This is a genomic window from Dactylosporangium sp. CA-139114, from assembly GCF_050955725.1.
Taxonomy (GTDB): domain Bacteria; phylum Actinomycetota; class Actinomycetes; order Mycobacteriales; family Micromonosporaceae; genus Dactylosporangium.
The window spans coordinates 9498703-9517468 of record NZ_CP192080.1; the positions used below are offsets into that span (position 1 = coordinate 9498703).

The window sequence follows — 18766 nt, forward strand, 5'->3', positions numbered from 1 at the left end:
CGCGGGTGCCGGCCCCGGCCGGGTATGTCTGGCACCCTCCATAGGAGAGTGCTAACTCGGAGGTTATGCCGGTCGCTAGCACTCCGTCAACTAGAGTGCCAAACACGCCACGAAATCACCCCGGACTTTGAAGGATCACGTGCGCCCCGAGGATGTGCAGCCCCTGTTCACGGCGGCCGGGCGGGACGCGCTGGCGGCCGCGTCGCAGCTGCACGACGGCGATCCGCTGGCCGCGGCCTCCGCCCTGCGCGCGCGGGGTCTGCCGCCCGAGCTCGCCGCGGCGGCGCTGACCCAGGTCGCGCTGCGGCGCAGGGCGGCGGCGAAGTTCGGTACCGATGCCGCCGTCATGTTCTTCACCCGCGCCGGACTGGAGCAGGCGACCCGGGCCACGGTCGCGCGGAGAAGGGCCGAACGGCTCGCCGCGGCCGGCGTGACCCGGGTGGCCGACCTGGGCTGCGGGATCGGCGCGGACACGATCGCGTTCGCGCGGGCCGGGATGCGCGTGCTGGCCGTGGAAGCCGACCCCGCCACGGCCGAGGTCGCCCGCGCCAACGTCCGGGCGCTCGGCCTCGCCGACCGGGTCCTCGTCGAGGCGCGCGACGCGACCGAGACGCCGCTGGCCGCGATCGAGGCGGTGTTCTGCGACCCGGCCCGGCGCACGTCGGGCGGGCGGCGGGTGTTCGACCCGCGGGCGTACTCGCCGCCGTGGGACTTCGTCACCGCGCTGCCGGCCCGGGTCCCGCACACGGTGCTCAAGCTCGCGCCGGGGATCGATCACGCGCTGCTGCCGGAGGGCGCGGAGGGTGAGTGGGTGTCGGTCGACGGGGACGTGGTCGAGGCGGCGGCCTGGTGCGGACCGCTGGCCGAGGTCCCCCGGCGGGCGACACTCCTGCGGGACGGGCAAGTCGCGCACATCACGGGCACCGGGGACCGCAAGGCCCCGGTCGGGCCCATCGGCTCGTACCTCTACGACCCCGACGGCGCCGTGGTGCGCTCGCACCTGATCGCGGAGCTGGCCGAGACGCTGGACGGCACCCTGCTGGACGAGTCCATCGCCTACATCACCACTACCTCCCCCATCCCCACAGCATTCGCCAAGTGCTATGCGGTGACCGAGACCCTGCCGATCGCGCTCAAGAAGCTGCGCGCGGCGCTGCGGGACAGGAACATCGGCGCCCTGCAGATCCTCAAGCGCGGCTCGGCGCACGACGTGGAGGACCTGCGCCGGCAGCTCAGACTCCAGGGGACGGAAAGCGCCGTCCTGGCGCTCACCCGCATCAACCACCAGCCCGCGGCCATCCTCCTCAGACCAGCGGATGCCCGAGGCGCCGCTGCAGGTCGCTGAGCGTGTCGTCGGCCAGCGCCTCGGGCGGGCGCAGGCCGAGCTGGCTGAGCAGGTGCCGCCCGGTGTCGCGGCACATCTCGTAGGTGAGGCGGTCGTTGAGCCAGCGCAGCCACTCCACGATGTCGTTGACGTAGAAGGCCACGCTCTGCTCGGAGTTGCGCTGCCGGCGCTCCTCGGCCACCACCAGCAGGGCCGCGGCCAGGCGCCGCCGCGCGAAATCGTGCCCGGCCAGGGCGTCGGCGAACGCGTCGGCCCGGTGCCGGGGCGCGGTCGGGGACACGGTCAGCTTCGGGAACGGCGGCTCGCCCGCGGTCCACACCTGCGCGCTGCGGGGCACGAACTCGGGGTCCAGCACGACCTCGACCCGCGAGGCGTGGCCGGGGTCGTCGACCGCGACGAGCACGCGCGGGCTGTGACTGTTGACCTTGGTGACGTACCGCGAAAGCCCCCCGCCCTCCTCGACACAGAACTTGGCGTCCGGCAGCTTCAGCAGCCCGTCGAAGACCAGCTTGCCGACCCGGGGACCGGCTCCCTGCCAGAGCCGCACCCGCACCAGGCCGACCTGCGGGCGCGCGGCGATGCGGACGTGGTGCTCGGTCGCGGTCACCGCGCCGTCGCCGTCGAACACCGACAGGTCGACGCCGCTCGTCGCGCCCAGGAACAGGTGGCCGTGGCCGAGGTACAACTGGACCGAGCCGATCTGCATGTCGCTATTGTGGGCCAGTGGCGAGCAAAGGCACCCCGGCGACCGCGCTGCTGACGCGTTCGAAGATCGCGTTCACCCCGCACACCTACGAGGTCGACGCGCGCGCCTCCTCCTACGGCGAGGCGGCCGCCGCGGCCCTCGGCGTCGACCCGGCGCGGCTGTTCAAGACGCTGGTGACGACCGTCGACGGGCAGCTGACCGTCGGCGTGGTGCCGGTGTCGGCCTCGCTGGACCTCAAGGCGCTCGCGGCCGCGGTCGGCGGCAAGCGCGCCGCGATGGCCGAGCCCGCCGCGGCCGAGCGCGCGACCGGCTACGTCACCGGCGGGATCTCCCCGGTCGGGCAGCGCTCGCGGCTGCCGATCGTCATCGACGCCTCGGCCGAGGGGTTCCCCACGATGTACGTCTCCGGCGGCCGCCGCGGCCTGCAGATCGAGCTCGCCCCGGCCGACCTCGTGCAGGTCACCGGCGCGACCCTGGCGCCGATCGCGTCGCACTGACACCATGGCGCTCGTGCGGGCTTCGGACGAGGACCGGCAGCGGGTGATCGGGGTCCTGCAACGGCACACCGAGGAGGGCCGGCTGTCGCTGGACGAGTTCTCCGACCGGGTCGGGACCGTGTACGCCGCGAAGACCCTCGACGACCTGCGCGCCGCGGTCGTGGATCTCCCCGCGCTCGCCCGGTGCCCTCCGCCGAGCCCCCGGCCGCCACCTGTTGGTGATCTTTGCCCTGGCCATCGCCGTGGTGGCGGTCTTCGCGGTCGTCTACGCGCTGCTCAAGTAGCGCGGGAGCCGTGCCACGAGCGCCAGAGCGCGGCGTAGGCGCCCCCGGCCGCGACCAGCTCGTCGTGGCTGCCCAGTTCGGTGATCCGGCCGTCCTCGACCACCGCGACCCGGTCGGCGTCGTGCGCGGAGAAGAGCCGGTGCGCGATCGCGATCACGGTCCGGCCCTCCAGCGCCCCGGCCAGCGACCGCTCCAGGTGCCGGGCGGCGCGCGGGTCGATGAGCGACGTCGCCTCGTCGAGGACCAGCGTGTGCGGGTCGGCGAGCACGAGCCGGGCGAGCGCGAGCTGCTGCGCCTGGGCCGGCGACAGCGACAGCGACGTGGTGTCCAGGCCCTGTGGCAGCGCGAGCGCCCAGTCCAGCGCGTCGACGGTGGCCAGGGCCGCGCACACCTCGGCGTCGGTCGCGCCCGCGCGGGCCAGGGTCAGGTTGTCGCGCAGGCTGCCCATGAACACGTGGTGCTCCTGGGTCACGAGCGCGACGTGGCCGCGCAGCTCGTCGAGGGACAGATTTCGCAGCGGTACCGTCCCGAGCTCGATCACCCCCGACCGCGGCGCGTGAATCCCCGCGAGCAGCCGCCCCAGCGTGGACTTGCCGGCGCCGCTGGGGCCGACCATGGCGAGCCGCTCCCCGGGCCGCACGGCGAGGTCGATGCCGTGCAGGACGTCGCGACCGTCCACGTAGGAGTAGCGGACGTCCTTGGCCACCAGCACCTCGTCGACCGGCTGGGGGCCGCCGGCGGGGATCGGCGGCTCGGCCGCGGCGCGCACGCCGATGAGGCGCGCGAAGGAGGCGAGGCCGAGCTGCAGCTGGTCGATGTAGCTGAGGATGCGGTCGAGCGGGTCGATGATCGACACGAAGTACAGGACCGCGGCGGTGACCTGGCCGACGCTCGCCCAGCCCTCGAGCACGAACCAGCCGCCCGCGACCAGGGTGACGGCGGCGGGCAGCGCGTAGCCGAACTCGGAGAGCGGGAACCAGACCGTGCGCAGGCGCAGGGTGTACATCGCCGCGGCGTACGCGCCCTCGAGCTGCTCGTGGGTCCGTTCGAGGCGCCGCTGCCGCAGCCCGAGGGTCTCGACGGTCCGGGCGCCCTCGACGGTCTCGGCGAGGCCGTCGGCCACGCGGGCCAGGGCCGCGGTCTCGCGCAGGTAGCCGGCGTTGGCGCGGCGGAAGTACCAGCGCGACGGGAGGTACAGCAGCGGCAGGGCCAGCAGCCCGGGCAGCAGCAGGATCGGCCCGACCAGCGCGACGGCGACCAGGGTCAGCAGCATCTGCAGGCCGCCGACGACGATCGTGGGCAGCGCCGAGCGCACCGAGTCGGAGGTCTGCGAGACGTCCCGGGAGGCGCGGCTGAGCAGGTCGCCGGTGCCGGCCCGCTCCACGGTGGACAGCGGCACCGCCAGCACCCCGTCGACGAACTCCTCGCGCAGCCGGGCGAGCACGCGCTCGGCGAGCTGGGCGGCGGCGACGCGGGCGCAGCGCACGAGCACCGCCTGCGCGACGACGAACCCGGCGATGGCGAGCGCGATGCGATCGACGGTCCACGCGGTCGTCCCGGCCGCGACCCGCTCGACGAGCGTGCCGAGCAGCGGGGGCGCGGCGAGGCCGGCGGCGGCCCCGGCGAGATGCAGCGCGAGGACCCCGGCGAGCCGCCAGGGGTAGTCGGTGAACAGCGTGCGCAGGTAGGCGCGCACCTCCCCGCCGGATGCGATCGGCAGCACCGTCAGTCCTCCCCGCGCGTGACGGTCATGGCGTACTGCGGGCAGCGGTCGAGCAGTTCCCGATGCGCCCCGGTCGCGGCGACGCGCCCGTCGGCGCCCACGAACGCGACGGTGTCGGCCCGGTCGAGCAGCAGCGGGCTGGTCGTGCACACCACGGTCGTGCGCCCGGCCCGCGCGGCGGGCAGCCGCTCGGCGATGCGCGCCTCCGTGTGCGCGTCGACGGCGCTCGTGGGCTCGACGAGCACGAGCACCGGCGGGTCGGCCGCGAGCGCCCGGGCCAGCCGCAGCCGCTGCTGCTGCCCGCCGGAGAAGTCGCGCCCGCGCTCGGCGATCTCGGCGTCGAGCCCGCCGGGCAGCGCCTCGACGATGTCCAGCGCCGCGGCGTCGGCGAGCGTGGCCCCGTCGCCGACCTCGTCGCGCAGCGGGCCGCGGAACAGCGTCGCGTCGTTGTCGCTGAGCAGCACGTGGCGCCGGACGTCGGCGAGCGCCATGTCCCGCAGCGGTACTCCGCGCAGCCGCACCCGGGACGCCGGATCCAGCAGGGCGAGCCGCTCCGCGATCGCGATCGCGTCCTCGGGGCGCACGGCCGCGACCGCCGTGAGCCGCCCCTCGCGCACGCACAGCCCGGAGTCGGGGTCGTCGAGGTCGCCTTCTGTTGCCGGTACCGAATCCGGATGCTCCTGAAAGTCGGGCTCGAGGCGGAGCACGGCGACGACCCGGCCCGCGGCGACCAGGCCGCGGGTCAGCTTCTCGGCGAACTCGGTCAGCGTGCGCAGCGGCCCGATCAGGAACGCCGCGTAGGCGTAGAAGGCGACCAGCTCCCCCGGGCTGATCCGGCCCGCCACCGCGAACCGCGCGCCCAGCCACGTCACCAGGGCGATGAAGCAGCCGGGGAGCAGGATCTGGGCGGCCTCCAGCGTCGACTCGACCCTGGCCACGCGCACGCCGGCGAAGCGGACGCGCTGCGACTGCGTGCGGTAGCGCCGGGAGAACTCCGCCTCGCCGCCGACGCCGCGCAGGACGCGCAGGCCGGCCACGATGTCCGCGGCGCGGCCGGTCAGCTCGCCGGCGAGCTGGCGCTGGTGACGGCGCCGGCGGTGCAGCGGCCGCAGCAGCAGCCCGACCACGGCGACCAGCAGCGGCACCCCGAGCACCACGACGAGGCCGAGCGGCACCGACACCCGCAGCAGCAGCGCGGTCACGACGACGATCGCGACCACGGAGCCGCCGGCGCGGGCGGAGACGTCGACGGAGTAGCCGATGTGGTCGAAGTCCGTCGTGCCGATGCTCACGACCTCGCCGGTCGCGACCCGTTTCTGCAGCGCCGCCCCGAGTCGCGTGGCGTGACGCGCGGTCACCTGGACGGTCCGGAACCCGGCGCTGAGGAAGTTGGACACCGCGAACCGGTGGCGCAGGATCCCGGTGATCGCGGTGGCGGCGCCGAGGCCGAGCACGGCCGCGCCGGCCAGGAGCAGCCCGTGCCGGTCGCCCCGCGCGAGCGCGTCGACGCCGGACCCGATCACGGCGGGCACGAGCGCCTGGCTGACCATCCACAGCACGCCGAAGCACACGCCCCCGACGATCAGGGACAGTTGCCCGCGCACGATCCAGAGCAGGTAGCGGCCCGCCGAACGACTGTCGGGCTCTGCGGGCTCGGCTTGAGGCAGTCTCCGCACAGCTCCCGACGGTAACCGCGCGGGCACTCGCAGCGCCTTACATTTTCTACCGGTCGACCTCGGTGAAGTCCCAGAACTGCGGCTTGCGGGCGACCAGGTGCGACGGCGGCTCGGCGAACGACTCGGGCGTGCTGCCCCGCCACTTCGACACGACGACGAGGCGCTGGTCCGTCGATGCGTACACCTCGCTGCTCAGATGCATCGGGTGCACCTCGACCTTGGGCAGCATCGCCTCGCAGACCCAGGACAACAGCTCCCCGAACCCCTCCGGGTGCGCCCTGACCTCCCACATGCGCACGATCACGGCGCTGGACTCTACCCCCACGGCGTCAGGCGGTCACGAGGGTGATCGGCATGGCCGAATCCGAGGGCAGGCCGAGCTCGCCGGGCGCGGCCCCGGCCGCGACCAGGTGCGAGCCGAGCGCGGCGACCATCGCGCCGTTGTCGGTGCAGAGCTTCGGCCGCGGCACGCGCACCGTGATGCCGTGCTTCGCGGCGCGCTCCTGCGCCATCGACCGGATGCGCGAGTTGGCCGCGACGCCGCCGCCGATGACCAGGGTCTCGATCCCGTGCTCGCGGCAGGCGTCGATCGCCTTCGCGGTGAGCACGTCACAGACCGCCTCCTGGAAGCTCGCGGCCACGTCGGAGACCGGCACCGGCTCGCCGGCGCGCTCGCGGGCCTCGACCCAGCGCGCCACCGCCGTCTTCAGGCCCGAGAACGAGAAGTCGAAGCGGTGCTCGGCGAGGTCCCGGGGGCCGGTGAGCCCGCGCGGGAAGGGGATCACGACCTGGCCGTCGCGGGCCGCCTTGTCGATCGGCGGGCCGCCCGGGAACGGCAGCCCGAGCAGGCGCGCGACCTTGTCGAAGGCCTCGCCGGCCGCGTCGTCGATGGTCGCGCCGAGCGGGACCACGCCCCCGGCGAGATCATCCACCCGCAGCAGCGAGGAGTGCCCGCCGGAGACGAGCAGGGCGACCGCGGGCTCGGGCAGCGCCCCGTGCTCGAGCGTGTCGACGGCGACGTGCGCGGCGAGGTGGTTGACGCCGTAGATCGGCTTGCCGGCGGCGAGCGCGTAGGCCTTGGCCGCCGCGACCCCGACGAGCAGCGCGCCGGCGAGCCCGGGCCCGGCGGTGACCGCGATCGCGTCCACATCGGACAGCGTCACGCCGGCCTTGTCCAGCGCCCGCTGCATGGTCGGGACCATGGCCTCGAAATGGGCCCGGCTGGCGACCTCCGGCACCACGCCGCCGAAGCGCGCGTGCTCGTCGACGCTGGACGCGATCTCGTCCGCGAGCAGCGTGTGCCCGCGCACGATCCCGACGCCGGTCTCGTCGCACGACGTCTCGATCCCCAGAACGAGCGGTTCAGACATGTTCACGCTTCATCACCAGTGCATCCGTGTTGCTGGGCTGGTAGTAGCCGCGGCGGATGCCGACGGCCTCGAACCCGTACTCCGCGTACAGCCGCTGCGCGGGGCCGTTGTCCACGGCCACCTCCAGCAGCACCTGCTCGGCCCCGCGCCGCCGCGCCTCGGCGAGCAGCGCCTCCAGGAGGCGCCGGCCGATCCCGCGCCGCTGCGCGTCCTTGCGCACGCCGATGTTCTGCACCCAGGCCTCGTCGGGCGCGGCGAGCGCCAGTCCGGCGTAGCCCACGACGCGCTCGCCGTCGAGGGCCACGAGGTAGTGGTGGCCCATCGCCAGCTCGTTCCAGAACATGCCCGCCGACCACCGCTCCTCGCCGAAGAGCTCGTCCTCGATCGGCAGCAGGTCGGCGATGTGGAACCAGCGCAGCTCGGCGAGCTCGACGTCGTGCACGACCGCGCCCGTCACTGCAGTGCCGGTTTCCGCTCACCGGGCAGCACGGCGTCGGGCCGGCGCAGGTAGAGCGGCGTGAGCGTCTCGGCGGGCGCCTTGCTCCGCACCCGGTCGGCGGCGAGCTCGGCCAGGGCGAGCGCCGGCGGATAGCGCGGCCCGTCGACGGGGAGCTTCAGCACGTCGGCGTACTTCACCGCGCCGTCGCCCGCCGCGAGCCCGATCCCGTCGAGCGCGACCGCCGCCGGCTTGGCCACGTCGGGCCCCGCGAGCCGCTGGCCGTCGACGTAGGTGGCCCAGTAGACCTCCTTGCGCCGGGCGTCGGTCGCGACCAGCGCCCGACCCGGCAGCCCCAGCCCGATCGCGTCGAGCGTGCAGACGCCGTAGACCGGGATCGCCAGGGCGTGCCCCAGCGCCGCGGCCGTCACGAGCCCGGCGCGCAGGCCGGTGAACGGGCCCGGTCCCACGCCCGCGACCACGCCGGCCAGGTCACCGGCGGCAACCCCGCCCTCGGCCAGCACGGCGGCGATCTGGGGGGCCAGCAGCTCCCCGGCGCCGCGCGCGTCGACCGTCACCCGCTCCGCGAGCACGGTGACCTCGTCGTCGATCCGCGCCAGCGCCGCGGTCACCGCCGCCGTCGCTGTGTCCACCACCATCACCAGCACGGCCCAACTCTAAATCAGTTAACAGCGCCGCAATGAGGGAGACCTAGCATCGGCGCCTGTCGACGCGGGGAGAGAGCCGCCGTGAACGCACCGATCCTGGTCGTGGACATCGGGTCCTGGGCCCTGTCCGCCGCTGTCGTGCTGCCCGATGACCTGCACCCGGTGCGCGAGCCGGTGACGGGCGCGCCCCGCTGGCCGGGCAGCGCCACGATGGCCGGCCGCTCGCGGCTGCTCGTCGGGGCGGCGGCCGAGCAGGCCCGCGACAGTCACCCGCGCGAGTACGTCGACGGCGTGCGCCGCGCGGTCGACGCCGGCGCGCCCATCTGGCTCGGCGACCAGCTCGTGAGCGGCGTCGAGCTGCTCGGCGCCGCGCTGGAGCCCATCGTGGACGAGGCGCGCCGGGTGTACGGCCCGATCGCGCGCCTGGTGCTGAGCGCTCCGGCGGCGTACCGGACCCATGATCCGCGACGCGAGGCGCTGGTCGCGGCCGCCGCCGTGGCCGGCTTCCCCGACGCCGAGCTCGTCGTGGACGCGAGCGCCGCGGTGCTCGACCCGATGACGATGCTGGAGGTGCCCGAGGGCGGCTACGTGCTCGTCTGTGATCTCGGGGCGACCTGGACGGCGACGCTCGCGCAGATGCAGCACGGCCGTCCCGTGCCGCTGAGCCAGGAAAGCTCGGGCACCGGCCGCGACATCGACGTCATGCTCGTCGCCGATCTGCGCGCCGCGCTGGCCGAGTGGGTCGAGCCCGCGTTCGCGGCCGGCGGGGACACCAGCGTGCGGGCGAACCTGCACGCGCTGGACATCGTGCGCCGGCTCAAGCACCGCCTCGCCGACGTCCCCGAGGCCGCGGACGAGGTGGAGGCGGGGGTTCCGCCGTACCGGATGGACCGCCGGCTCCTCGACCGGCTCACCGAACCCGCGGCGCGGTGGCTGATCGCCAGCGCCCGGGCCGTCGTGGCGCGAGCGGGCATCCGGCCCCCGGACGTGGCCGCGGTGCTGCTCGTCGGCGGCGCGGCCCGGCTGCCGGGGATCGGCCAGGTCCTGCACGACGGGCTCGGGCGCCCGGTGACCCGCCCGGCCGACCCGGAGCTGGCGGTGTTACGCGGAGCCGCGGCGTGGGCGCGCGGGCGCTCGGCGCGCGGCGTGGCCGCCGACCCGCCCTCGTGGCGCGTCGAGCCGCTGTCCTGGACCATCCCGGGCGGGCGCGGGCGGCTGGTGCGCTGGCTGGTGAAGGAGGGCGAGGCGTACGGCCGCGAGGCTCCCCTCGCCCAGGTGCGCACCGCCGACGACCGCGTCTTCGACCTCACGTCCGGCCGCGGCGAGGGAATCCTGCTCGAGCAGCGGGTCGCGATCGGGGGCATGGTGGTCTCCGGCGCCGTGGCCGCGCACGCACGCCTGGAACCGGCCGCGCCCGAGCGGTTCCAGCTGGCCAAGCGCCATCACCTGCGCGTGGCCGGGGACTGGCTGCTCACGCCGGACCGGCGCACGCTCGTGGAGTGCTCGGCCGACGGCGAATACGTCAAGGTGCGCGCGATCGCCACCGGCGCCCTGGTCACCGAGCTGCGGCCGGGCCGCGGCGCCGGGCGGGGCGGGCACGCGCAGGTCGCGCTGGGGCCGGGCCAGCAGCTGGCCCTCGTGACCTGGGACGCCGAGGGGCACTTCGCGGTCTGGGACGTGCTCTCCGGCCGTGTGACGGCGAGCTTCTCCGATGTGCACAAGCCGGATGCCGTACTGCTCAATGAGGCCGAATGGCGCCTCGTCACCACGGGCGAGGGCGCGGCGCACGTCGGCCGCTACCGCCGGGACGTCGCGACCGTGTGGGACCTCGCCACCGGCGCCCGCCTCGACCGGATCGTGGGCGAGGACCTGCCCCGGCGCTTCGCCGGCTACACCGAGTCGAGCCGCGCGGACGCGTTCGCGGCGGAGATGGAGAGCCCGGACGGCCGGCTGCGCGCCGCGGCGCTGGACGGCACCCTGTCGGTCCGCGACCTGGAGACGGAGGCCGAGGTGTTCCGGGCCGACCTGACGCCGGGCCGCTCGGTGAGCACCGCGTTCTGCCACGAGGGGCGCCACCTGCTCGCGCGCGGCACCGACGACGCCGGCACGTGGGTCGACGTCTGGGAAGTGCTCCAGCCCGCCTGAGCCAACGGCTGGACGTTCACGGCGACCGCGCGGCACCGACAACACCACCGGCACCTGAGCCGACGTCTGGGACGTGCTCCAAGCCCGCCTGAGCCACCGGCTGGGCGTTCACGGCGACCGCGCGGCATCGACAACACCGGCACCTGCTCCGCGCGGCCGGCCACGACGCCCTCACTCGCCCGCGCACGGCACCAGCGACGGCGACACCGGCCCCGCGCCGCCACCCGCAAGGCCGGCACCCGCGCGGCCACCCACAACACGGGCACCGCCCCGCGCCGCCACCCACAACACAGGCACCGCCCCACGCCGCCACCCGCAACACCGGCACCGCCCCGCGCGGCCACCCGCAACACCGGCACCGCGCCGCGCCGCCCAAACCGTCGGCACCCGCCTGCGCACGGCGCCGACACCGGCGGCATCAGCCCCGCGGCCGCCCACAACGTCTTCGCCTTGCCACGCATCGCATCGACAGCGGCGGCGAGGGCCGGCCCCATTTCGGAGCCGAGCTGGACTTCTGGGGCGACCGCGCCCCATTCCGGCGCCGAGCTGGACTTCCGCGGCGACTCCGCCCCATTCCGGCGCCGAGCTGCGGTTCCGGCGACCGCGCGACGGCCACTCGCGCAAATCCGACTTAAGGTATAAATCCGATAAGTCGCGGCACGGAGTGCCCGACTTATCGGGCCACACCCGCGGCGCCGAGCACCCAGGCGAGGCTCAGCGAGCGAACGCCTCCGCGCGCGCCGCCCAGTCCCCGCCCCGCGGGATCAGCGCCACCACGCGCGAGTCGTCGTCGCGGCGGTCGAGGCGCACCTCCAGGTGCTCGTCGCTGAGCTGCTCGACCAGCCCCTCGCCCCACTCGACCAGCGTGACGGAGTCCTCCAGCGTCGCGTCGAGGTCGAGCGCGTCCACCTCGCCGATCGGGTCGGAGACGTTGCCGAGCCGGTACGCGTCGACGTGCACCATCGGCAGCGTGCCCCCGCGCTCGGCGTCGGGCCGGTGCACGCGCGCGATCACGAACGTCGGGGAGGTGACGTCGCCGCGCACGGCGAGCCCCGCGCCCACGCCCTGCGCCAGGGCGGTCTTGCCGGCGCCGAGCGGGCCGGTGAGCACGACCAGGTCGCCCGCGCGTAGCACGGAAGCGAGCGCCTTGCCGAAGTCCCGCGTCTGCTCGACGGTGGACAGGATTCGAGTCACTGCAGCACCTTCGTGAGGAACAGGTCCATGGCCTCGTTGACCTCGTCGGCGTGCTCGAGGAGCACCACGTGGCCGCCGTCGGCGACGACGACCAGCTCCGCCTCGGGCAGCACCGACGTTATCTCGTACGTGTGGGCCAGCGGCGTCAACACGTCCTTGTCGCCGCAGACCAGTAGCACGGGGACCGAGCGTAGCGGGCCGAGGACGAGCAGCCGCGAGTGCGTGTAGAGGGTGCGCAGATACCTGGCGATGACCTCGGTCGACGTGGTCGAGTTCATCTTCTCGACGTACGACACCAGCGCCGGACTGGGCCGGGACGTGCCGAACCCGTAGCGGCGGGTCAGCAGCCAGGCGAGGTCGGTCGAGGCCTTCCGGGCGCGGTCGATCACGGACGAGCTGATCGGGCCGGCGAGCCCGACGACCGGCAGCAGCGGCCGGCGGAACCGGGCCACGACCTCGGGGAAGCCGAACGTGACCTGGTCCAGCTTGCCGGCCGAGGTGGAGATGAGCACGCAGGCCACGACCCGGTTCTCGAACAGCTCGGGCACCTGCTCGGCCAGGGCCATGATCGTCATGCCGCCCATCGAGTGCCCGACCAGGATGATCGGGCCCTCGGGGCACGTGGCCGCGATCACCGCGCGGAGCCCGGAGCCGAGGGCGTCGATCGTGTACTCCCCCTTGCTCAGCCGCCCCGAGCGACCGTGCCCGGGCTGGTCGTAGAAGACCATGCGGTGCTTGCCCTCGAAGTACGTGCGCTGGAAGTGGAACGTGCCCATGTCCAGGCAGAACCCGTGCACGAAGACCAGCGTCGGGCCGGGCTCGTCCACCGGCCCCGCGACGACCTCGACGTGCAGGTCGATGCCGTCGTCCGTGGTGACCGTCAGCTGCTCGTCCGCGGCCCAGACGCCGAAGTCCTCGTCGGCGTACGGGTCGTCGGCGGTCTTGGAGCGGCGCACGAGGTACCGCTCGGTGGCCACCCCCGCCGCGACCCCGGCCGCGGCGAGGCCGACGATCGCCCCGATGATCCCGGCAGTGCGCTTGCGGCTGCCGCCCTTGACCACCTCTGTGCCCATGACAAGAGCCTAAACGGTCGTTACCGACGGGTTAAGCTCCCGACGGCCCCGCGCAGGTGGGAGGCCACGTCGGAGGCGGTCACCGGCCCGCCCTCGGCCGCGCGCCGCCCGGCCAGCCCGTGCGTGTAGGCGGCGGCCACGGCCGCGTGCTCGGCCTGCATGCCCCCGGCGAGCAGCGCGCCGAGCAGCCCGGCGAGCACGTCCCCGGTGCCTCCGGTGGCCAGCGCCGCGGTGCCGGTCAGGTTCACGTAGACCCGTCCGTCCGGGGTCGCCACGATGGTCCGGTAGCCCTTGAGCAGAACCACCGCGTCCATCCGGGCCGCGAGGGTCACGGCCGCCGCGACCCGGTCGTCGCCGGGCGCGCCGCCGGAGAGCCGCTGGAACTCCCCGTCGTGCGGGGTGACGACGGTGGGCGCGTCGCGCTCGCGCAGCCAGTCGGCCAGGCGGGCGTCGGCGAGCAGGGTGAGCGCGTCGGCGTCGAGGATCGCGGGCACCGGGGCGCCGAGCACCGCGCGCAGCTCGCCGTAGGCGCGCTCGTCGGTGCCGAGGCCGCTGCCGCAGGCCCAGGCCTGCACGCGCCCGGCGTCGGCGACCCGCTCGGTGGCGATGACCGGCGGGTGGTGCAACCGCACGGCGTCGGCGGCGCTCCCGGCGTACCGCACCAGCCCGACCGGCCCGGCCAGCGCCCCGGCGGTGGAGAGCACCGCGGCGCCCGGGTACTTGTCCGACCCGGTCGCGAGCCCGACGACCCCGCGGGAGTACTTGTTGTCGCTGGGCTGCGCCCGCGGCCACCACGCCGCGATGTCGTCGGAGTCGGGGACGTACAGCGCCGGCTCCCCGTCGAGGTGCCCGGTGAGTCCGATGTCGACGAGCTCGACGATGCCGGCGTGCACCGCGCCCGCCCCGACGAGCAGGCCCGGCTTGAGCACGCCGAAGGTCACGGTGATGTCCGCGTGCACCGCCATGCCGGTCACGGCCCCCGTGTCGGCGTCGACCCCCGAGGGCACGTCCACGGCGATCACGGGCGCGCCGATGAGGATGCCGGCGATGTCGGCGACCTTGGCGGCGGCGGGCTCGCGCAGGCCGCCGTGCCCGCCGATGCCGAGGATGCCGTCGACCACGAGGTCGGCCCCGTCCGGGGCGGCCTCACTCAGGCGTCCCCCGGCCCGGTACAGCGCCTCGGCCCCGCCCCGGTGCACCCGGTCGGGGTCGAAGAGCAGCGCGTCGACACGGGCCCCACGGCGGGCCAGCAGGGCACCGGCGTAGAGCGCGTCGCCGCCGTTGTTGCCGGGGCCGACGAGGAGCAGGACGCGCGCGCCGTACACCCTGGGCAGGGTGTCGGCGCAGCGCCGGGCCAGGCCGGCGGCGGCGCGCTGCATGAGCGCGCCGTCGGGCAGCGTTTGCATCAGGGACTCTTCGGCCGCGCGCACCTGCGCGACCCGCCAGGCTGCTCTCACGGAACAACCCAACCACACGGGCCCTATTCGACGGTCACGGACTTGGCCAAGTTGCGCGGCTGATCCACGTCGTGGCCCCGGGCCGAGGCGATCTCGCAGGCCAGGACCTGCAGCGGCACCGTGGTGACGAGCGGGGCGAGCAGCGTCGGGGTGACCGGGACGTAGAAGAGGTGATCGGCGTAGGGCTTCACGGCCACGTCCCCCTCCTCGGCGATCACGATCGTGCGGGCGCCGCGGGCGCGGACCTCCTGGATGTTGGAGACGACCTTGTCGTGCAGCACGCCGCGGCCCCGGGGCGAGGGCACCACGCACACGACGGGCGTGCCCTCGTCGATCAGCGCGATGGGGCCGTGCTTGAGCTCGCCGGCGGCGAAGCCCTCGGCGTGCATGTACGCCAGCTCCTTGAGCTTCAGCGCGCCCTCCAGGGCCACCGGGTAGCTCACGTGCCGCCCGATGAACAGCACGCTCTTGGCCTCGGCCAGCTCGCGGGCGAGCTCGCGGATCGGGGCCATCATCGCCAGCACCTGCTCGATCTTGGCCGGCATCTCCTGCAGCTGGGCGACGACGGCGGCGACCTCGTCGGCGTACTTCACCCCGCGCACCTGGGCCAGGTGCAGCCCGACGAGATAGCAGGCCACCAGCTGGGTCAGGAACGCCTTGGTGGAGGCGACCGCGATCTCCGGGCCGGCGTGGGTGTAGAGCACGGCGTCGGACTCGCGCGGGATCGTGGAGCCGTTGGTGTTGCAGATCGCCAGCACCCGCGCCTTCTGCTCCTTGGCGTGGCGCAGCGCCATCAGGGTGTCCATGGTCTCGCCGGACTGGGAGATGGACACGACCAGCGTGGAGCGGTCGAGCACCGGGTCGCGGTAGCGGAACTCGCTGGCCAGCTCGACCTCGCAGGGGATGCGGGTCCAGTGCTCGATCGCGTACTTGGCGACCATTCCCGCGTGGTAGGCCGTGCCGCAGGCGACGATGAACACCTTGTCGACGTCGCGCAGGTCCTGGTCGGTGAGGCGGACCTCGTCGAGCATGAGGTCGCCGTGCTCGTTGAGCCGGCCCAGCAGCGTCTCGGCGACCGCGTGCGGCTGCTCGGCGATCTCCTTGAGCATGAAGTAGTCGTAGCCGCCCTTCTCGGCGGCCGAGGCGTCCCAGTCGATGTGGAACGTCTTGCCCTCGGCGGGGTTGCCGAGGAAGTCGGTGATCACGATGTCGTCGCCGCTGATGAGCACGACCTGATCCTGGCCGAGCTCGACCGCCTCGCGGGTGTGCTCGATGAACGCTGAGACGTCGCTGGCCAGGTAGTTCTCGCCCTGGCCGCGGCCGACGACGAGCGGGGAGTTGCGCCGGGCACCGACCACCACGCCCGGGGCCCGCACGTCCACGGCGAGCAGGGTGAACGCGCCCTCCAGGCGGCGGCACACGGCGCGCATGGCCTCGGCCAGCCGCTCGGCCGGGGTGTCCCCCGCCGCGTCGGCCAGGGCCTGCGCGAGGAGGTGGGCGGCGCACTCGGAGTCGGTGTCGCTGGCGAACTCGATGCCGCCGTCCTCCAGCTCGGCCCGCAGCTTGGCGAAGTTCTCGATGATGCCGTTGTGGATCACCGCGACCCGGCCGTCGAACGAGCGGTGCGGATGCGCGTTGCGGTCGGTCGGGCCGCCGTGCGTGGCCCAGCGGGTGTGGCCGATGCCGGTCGTGCCGACGTCCAGGCCGTGGGAGCTCTCGTCGGCGAGCGCCTTCTCCAGGTTGGCGAGCTTGCCGGCGCGCTTGGCGGTGAGCAGCTCACCGTTCACGACCGCGACGCCGGCGGAGTCGTAGCCGCGGTACTCCAGCCGCCGCAGCCCGTCCAGCACGATGTTCAGAGCCGGCCGGGCGCCGGCGTACCCCACGATTCCGCACATGCCCGTACCGTAGCAGACTTTCGCGCAGGTCCCGTGCGCGAAACTGTCGCATACGCGCACGGGAACTGCGCACGAACGGGTACGACTAGATGAGCGAGGAGCGGATCTGCGCCCCGCCGTCGACCACCAGGGTCTGGCCCGTCATCCAGCGTGACGCAGGACCGGCCAGGAAGGTGATGACATCGGCGATGTCGTCCGGCTCGCCGATGCGCCCGAGCGGGAGCTTGTCGTTGAGGAAGTCCTCGTTGCTCTCCCACAGCCCGCGCGCCAGATGGGTGCGCACGATCCCGGGCGCGACGGCGTTCACCCGGACGGGGGCCAGCTCGGCCGCCAGCTGACGGGTCAGGTGGATGACGGCGGCCTTGGTCGCGTTGTAGTAGCCGATCCCCGGCTCGGTGAGCACGCCGCCGACCGAGGCGACGTTGACGATCGTGCCCGCGCCGCGCTGCGACATCGAGGCCTTCCACACCAGCTGGCTCCACAGCACCGGGCCGAACTGGTTGAGCCGGACGGTCTTCTCGGCGCGGACCGGGTCGATGTCCATGAGCGGTCCGAAGTACGGGTTCGTGCCGGCGTTGTTGACCAGCACGTCGATCGCGCCGAAGCGGGCCATGGCGGCCTCGACCACCGCCGAGGCCTGGTCCGGCTCGGCGGCGTGCGCGGCGTGGGTGAGCACGCCGACGCCCGGGAACCGCGCGGTGATCTCGGCCGCGACCTCGTCCAGGGTTTCGATCTTGCGCGAGGTGAGCACGACGTTGCAGCCCTCGGCGGCGAAGGCGAGGGCGCTCGCCTTGCCGATGCCGCGGGATGCGCCGGTGACGATGACGGTGCGGGCTTCTGTCATGGCGCGCAGGTTACTACTGAGTAGGACTGACCGTCCGCACAATGTGAGCGATCCGCTCGGCGGCCGCCTTGGCGACCTCCTGCGTGCCGGCCTCGACCATGACCCGGACGAGCTGCTCGGTGCCGGAGGGGCGCAGCAGCACCCGGCCCGCCCCGCCGAGCTCGGCCTCGACCTGCTTGGCCGCGTCGAGCACCTGCGGCGAGCGGGCGGCCGCGGCCCGGTCGAGCACGGGCACGTTGATCATCACCTGCGGCAGCCGGTGCACCACGGACGCGAGCTCCTTGAGGCTCTTGCCCGTGCGCTCCATGCGCCCCATGAGGTGCAGGGCGGTCAGCACGCCGTCGCCGGTGGTGGCGAACGCCGGCATGACGATGTGCCCGCTCTGCTCGCCGCCGAGCGCGAGGCCCTTGGCCCGCAGCTCCTCCAGCACGTACCGGTCGCCGACCTTGGTCTCCAGCAGCCGGATGCCGGCCTCGGCCATGGCCAGCTTCAGCCCCAGGTTGCTCATGACGGTCGCGACGAGGGTGTCCTCGGTCAGCTGGCCGGCCTCGCGCATGGACAGCGCCAGGATCGCCATGATCTGGTCGCCGTCGATCTCGGTGCCGTCCGCGGCCACCGCGATGCACCGGTCGGCGTCGCCGTCGTGCGCGATGCCGAGGTCGGCGCCGTGCTCGACGACCGCCTGGCGCAGGGCGGCGATGTGGTTGGAGCCGCAGTCCTCGTTGATGTTGAGGCCGTCGGGGTCCGCGTTGATCGCGATGACCGAGGCGCCGGCGCGGCGGTAGGCCTCGGGCGCGGCGGACGAGGCGGCCCCGTTGGCGCAGTCGACCACGACGGTCAGCTCGGCCAGCGGGCTCGGCAGCGAGGTCAGCAGGTGCTGGACGTAGCGGTCCTCGCCGTCGGCGTAGTCGGTGACCCGGCCGACCCCGGCGCCCGTGGGCCGGCGGTGGCTGGCGCCCTCCATGAGGCTCTCGATCTCGTCCTCGACCTCGTCGGGCAGCTTGTGCCCGCCGGCGGCGAAGAGCTTGATCCCGTTGTCGGGCATCGGGTTGTGCGAGGCCGAGAGCATCACGCCGATGTCGGCGTTCAGCACGCCGGTGAGATAGGCCACCGCGGGCGTCGGCAGCACGCCGACCCGCACCACGTTCGCGCCCGCGCTGGTGAGGCCGGCCACGACGGCCGCCTCCAGCATCTCGCCGCTCGCGCGCGGGTCCCGCCCGACGACCGCGACCGGCGCATGGGAGTGATCGTGCTCGAACAGCGCCTGGGCCGCGGCGATGGCGACCCCCATCGCCAGCTCGGGAGTCAGGTCGGCGTTGGCCCGCCCACGGACTCCGTCAGTGCCGAAGAGTCGCCCCATCGCGAAACCTCCCAAGGTCGAACCACCGCGCGCCTCGCCCGCCTGTACCCGTCCGCGCGACACGAAACGGCCGGGCGCCCACCTCCCAGGGTG

General features: G+C 74.2%; 17 protein-coding genes. 4 read left to right on the forward strand and 13 right to left on the reverse strand.

The features are described 5' to 3' along the window. The first annotated feature begins 139 nt into the window (after positions 1-139). Positions 140-1345 (forward strand): class I SAM-dependent methyltransferase, encoded by a 1206-nt coding sequence (locus ACQP2P_RS42600; RefSeq protein ID WP_433610893.1) that lies wholly within the window; start codon positions 140-142, stop codon positions 1343-1345. Here the strand turns inward: ACQP2P_RS42600 and ACQP2P_RS42605 are convergent. Then, positions 1305-2051, reverse strand: a complete 747-nt coding sequence (locus ACQP2P_RS42605) for a hypothetical protein (RefSeq protein ID WP_433610895.1) — start codon at positions 2049-2051, stop codon at positions 1305-1307. The two genes, ACQP2P_RS42600 and ACQP2P_RS42605, sit on opposite strands and share 41 nt — an antisense overlap. Positions 2052-2068: 17 nt before the next feature. On the opposite strand from ACQP2P_RS42605, the gene ybaK reads away from it, so the two are divergent. Both ybaK and ACQP2P_RS42615 read left to right on the forward strand, forming a co-directional pair. Then, the gene (ybaK, locus tag ACQP2P_RS42610) at positions 2069-2548 is read left to right on the forward strand and encodes a Cys-tRNA(Pro) deacylase (RefSeq protein WP_433610897.1); all 480 of its coding nucleotides are present in this window, start codon (positions 2069-2071) and stop codon (positions 2546-2548) included. Positions 2549-2552: 4 nt separating this feature from the next. Then, the gene (locus ACQP2P_RS42615) at positions 2553-2870 is read left to right on the forward strand and encodes a DUF1707 SHOCT-like domain-containing protein (protein ID WP_433610899.1); all 318 of its coding nucleotides are present in this window, start codon (positions 2553-2555) and stop codon (positions 2868-2870) included. Here ACQP2P_RS42615 and ACQP2P_RS42620 read toward each other — a convergent pair. Genes ACQP2P_RS42620 through tsaB form a run of 6 tightly spaced genes read right to left on the reverse strand, consistent with a single transcriptional unit; the run spans position 2825 to position 8705 of the window. Then, complete coding sequence (locus tag ACQP2P_RS42620) at positions 2825-4555, reverse strand: ABC transporter ATP-binding protein (RefSeq protein WP_433610901.1); 1731 nt, start codon at positions 4553-4555, stop codon at positions 2825-2827. The two genes, ACQP2P_RS42615 and ACQP2P_RS42620, sit on opposite strands and share 46 nt — an antisense overlap. Positions 4556-4557: 2 nt before the next feature. After that, positions 4558-6231: an ABC transporter transmembrane domain-containing protein gene (locus tag ACQP2P_RS42625; protein ID WP_433610903.1), complete on the reverse strand. Its 1674-nt coding sequence runs from the start codon at positions 6229-6231 to the stop codon at positions 4558-4560. Positions 6232-6277: 46 nt separating this feature from the next. After that, positions 6278-6535 (reverse strand): hypothetical protein, encoded by a 258-nt coding sequence (locus ACQP2P_RS42630; RefSeq protein WP_433610905.1) that lies wholly within the window; start codon positions 6533-6535, stop codon positions 6278-6280. A gap of 25 nt (positions 6536-6560) precedes the next feature. After that, positions 6561-7601: a tRNA (adenosine(37)-N6)-threonylcarbamoyltransferase complex transferase subunit TsaD gene (tsaD, locus tag ACQP2P_RS42635; RefSeq protein WP_433610908.1), complete on the reverse strand. Its 1041-nt coding sequence runs from the start codon at positions 7599-7601 to the stop codon at positions 6561-6563. Beyond that, positions 7594-8043: a ribosomal protein S18-alanine N-acetyltransferase gene (rimI, locus tag ACQP2P_RS42640; protein ID WP_433610910.1), complete on the reverse strand. Its 450-nt coding sequence runs from the start codon at positions 8041-8043 to the stop codon at positions 7594-7596. Before rimI ends, tsaD begins: the two co-directional genes overlap by 8 nt. An 11-nt stretch (positions 8044-8054) precedes the next feature. Then, on the reverse strand, positions 8055-8705 hold the full coding sequence (tsaB, locus tag ACQP2P_RS42645; protein WP_433610912.1) for a tRNA (adenosine(37)-N6)-threonylcarbamoyltransferase complex dimerization subunit type 1 TsaB: 651 nt from the start codon (positions 8703-8705) through the stop codon (positions 8055-8057). Between the two features lie 81 nt (positions 8706-8786). On the opposite strand from tsaB, the gene ACQP2P_RS42650 reads away from it, so the two are divergent. Then, positions 8787-10850 carry an Hsp70 family protein gene (locus ACQP2P_RS42650; RefSeq protein ID WP_433610915.1) on the forward strand — a complete coding sequence of 688 codons (2064 nt, stop codon included), beginning with the start codon at positions 8787-8789 and terminating at the stop codon, positions 10848-10850. A 714-nt stretch (positions 10851-11564) separates the two neighbouring features. Here ACQP2P_RS42650 and tsaE read toward each other — a convergent pair. From tsaE to glmM, 6 genes are all read right to left on the reverse strand, one after another. Continuing rightward, the gene (gene tsaE / locus ACQP2P_RS42655) at positions 11565-12044 is read right to left on the reverse strand and encodes a tRNA (adenosine(37)-N6)-threonylcarbamoyltransferase complex ATPase subunit type 1 TsaE (protein WP_433610917.1); all 480 of its coding nucleotides are present in this window, start codon (positions 12042-12044) and stop codon (positions 11565-11567) included. Continuing rightward, on the reverse strand, positions 12041-13117 hold the full coding sequence (locus tag ACQP2P_RS42660) for an alpha/beta fold hydrolase (protein WP_433610919.1): 1077 nt from the start codon (positions 13115-13117) through the stop codon (positions 12041-12043). Before ACQP2P_RS42660 ends, tsaE begins: the two co-directional genes overlap by 4 nt. 20 nt (positions 13118-13137) lie before the next feature. Further along, positions 13138-14574: an NAD(P)H-hydrate dehydratase gene (locus ACQP2P_RS42665; protein ID WP_433610921.1), complete on the reverse strand. Its 1437-nt coding sequence runs from the start codon at positions 14572-14574 to the stop codon at positions 13138-13140. 23 nt (positions 14575-14597) lie between these two features. Next, a complete protein-coding gene (gene glmS, locus ACQP2P_RS42670) occupies positions 14598-16469 on the reverse strand; it encodes a glutamine--fructose-6-phosphate transaminase (isomerizing) (RefSeq protein ID WP_433610923.1) in 1872 nt (623 codons plus the stop codon). Positions 16470-16554: 85 nt separating this feature from the next. Beyond that, positions 16555-17313 (reverse strand): SDR family oxidoreductase, encoded by a 759-nt coding sequence (locus ACQP2P_RS42675; RefSeq protein WP_433610925.1) that lies wholly within the window; start codon positions 17311-17313, stop codon positions 16555-16557. A 13-nt stretch (positions 17314-17326) separates the two neighbouring features. Beyond that, entirely contained in the window at positions 17327-18673 is a 1347-nt protein-coding gene (gene glmM, locus ACQP2P_RS42680; RefSeq protein ID WP_433610927.1) for a phosphoglucosamine mutase, read from the reverse strand. Between the last annotated feature and the right edge of the window lie 93 nt (positions 18674-18766).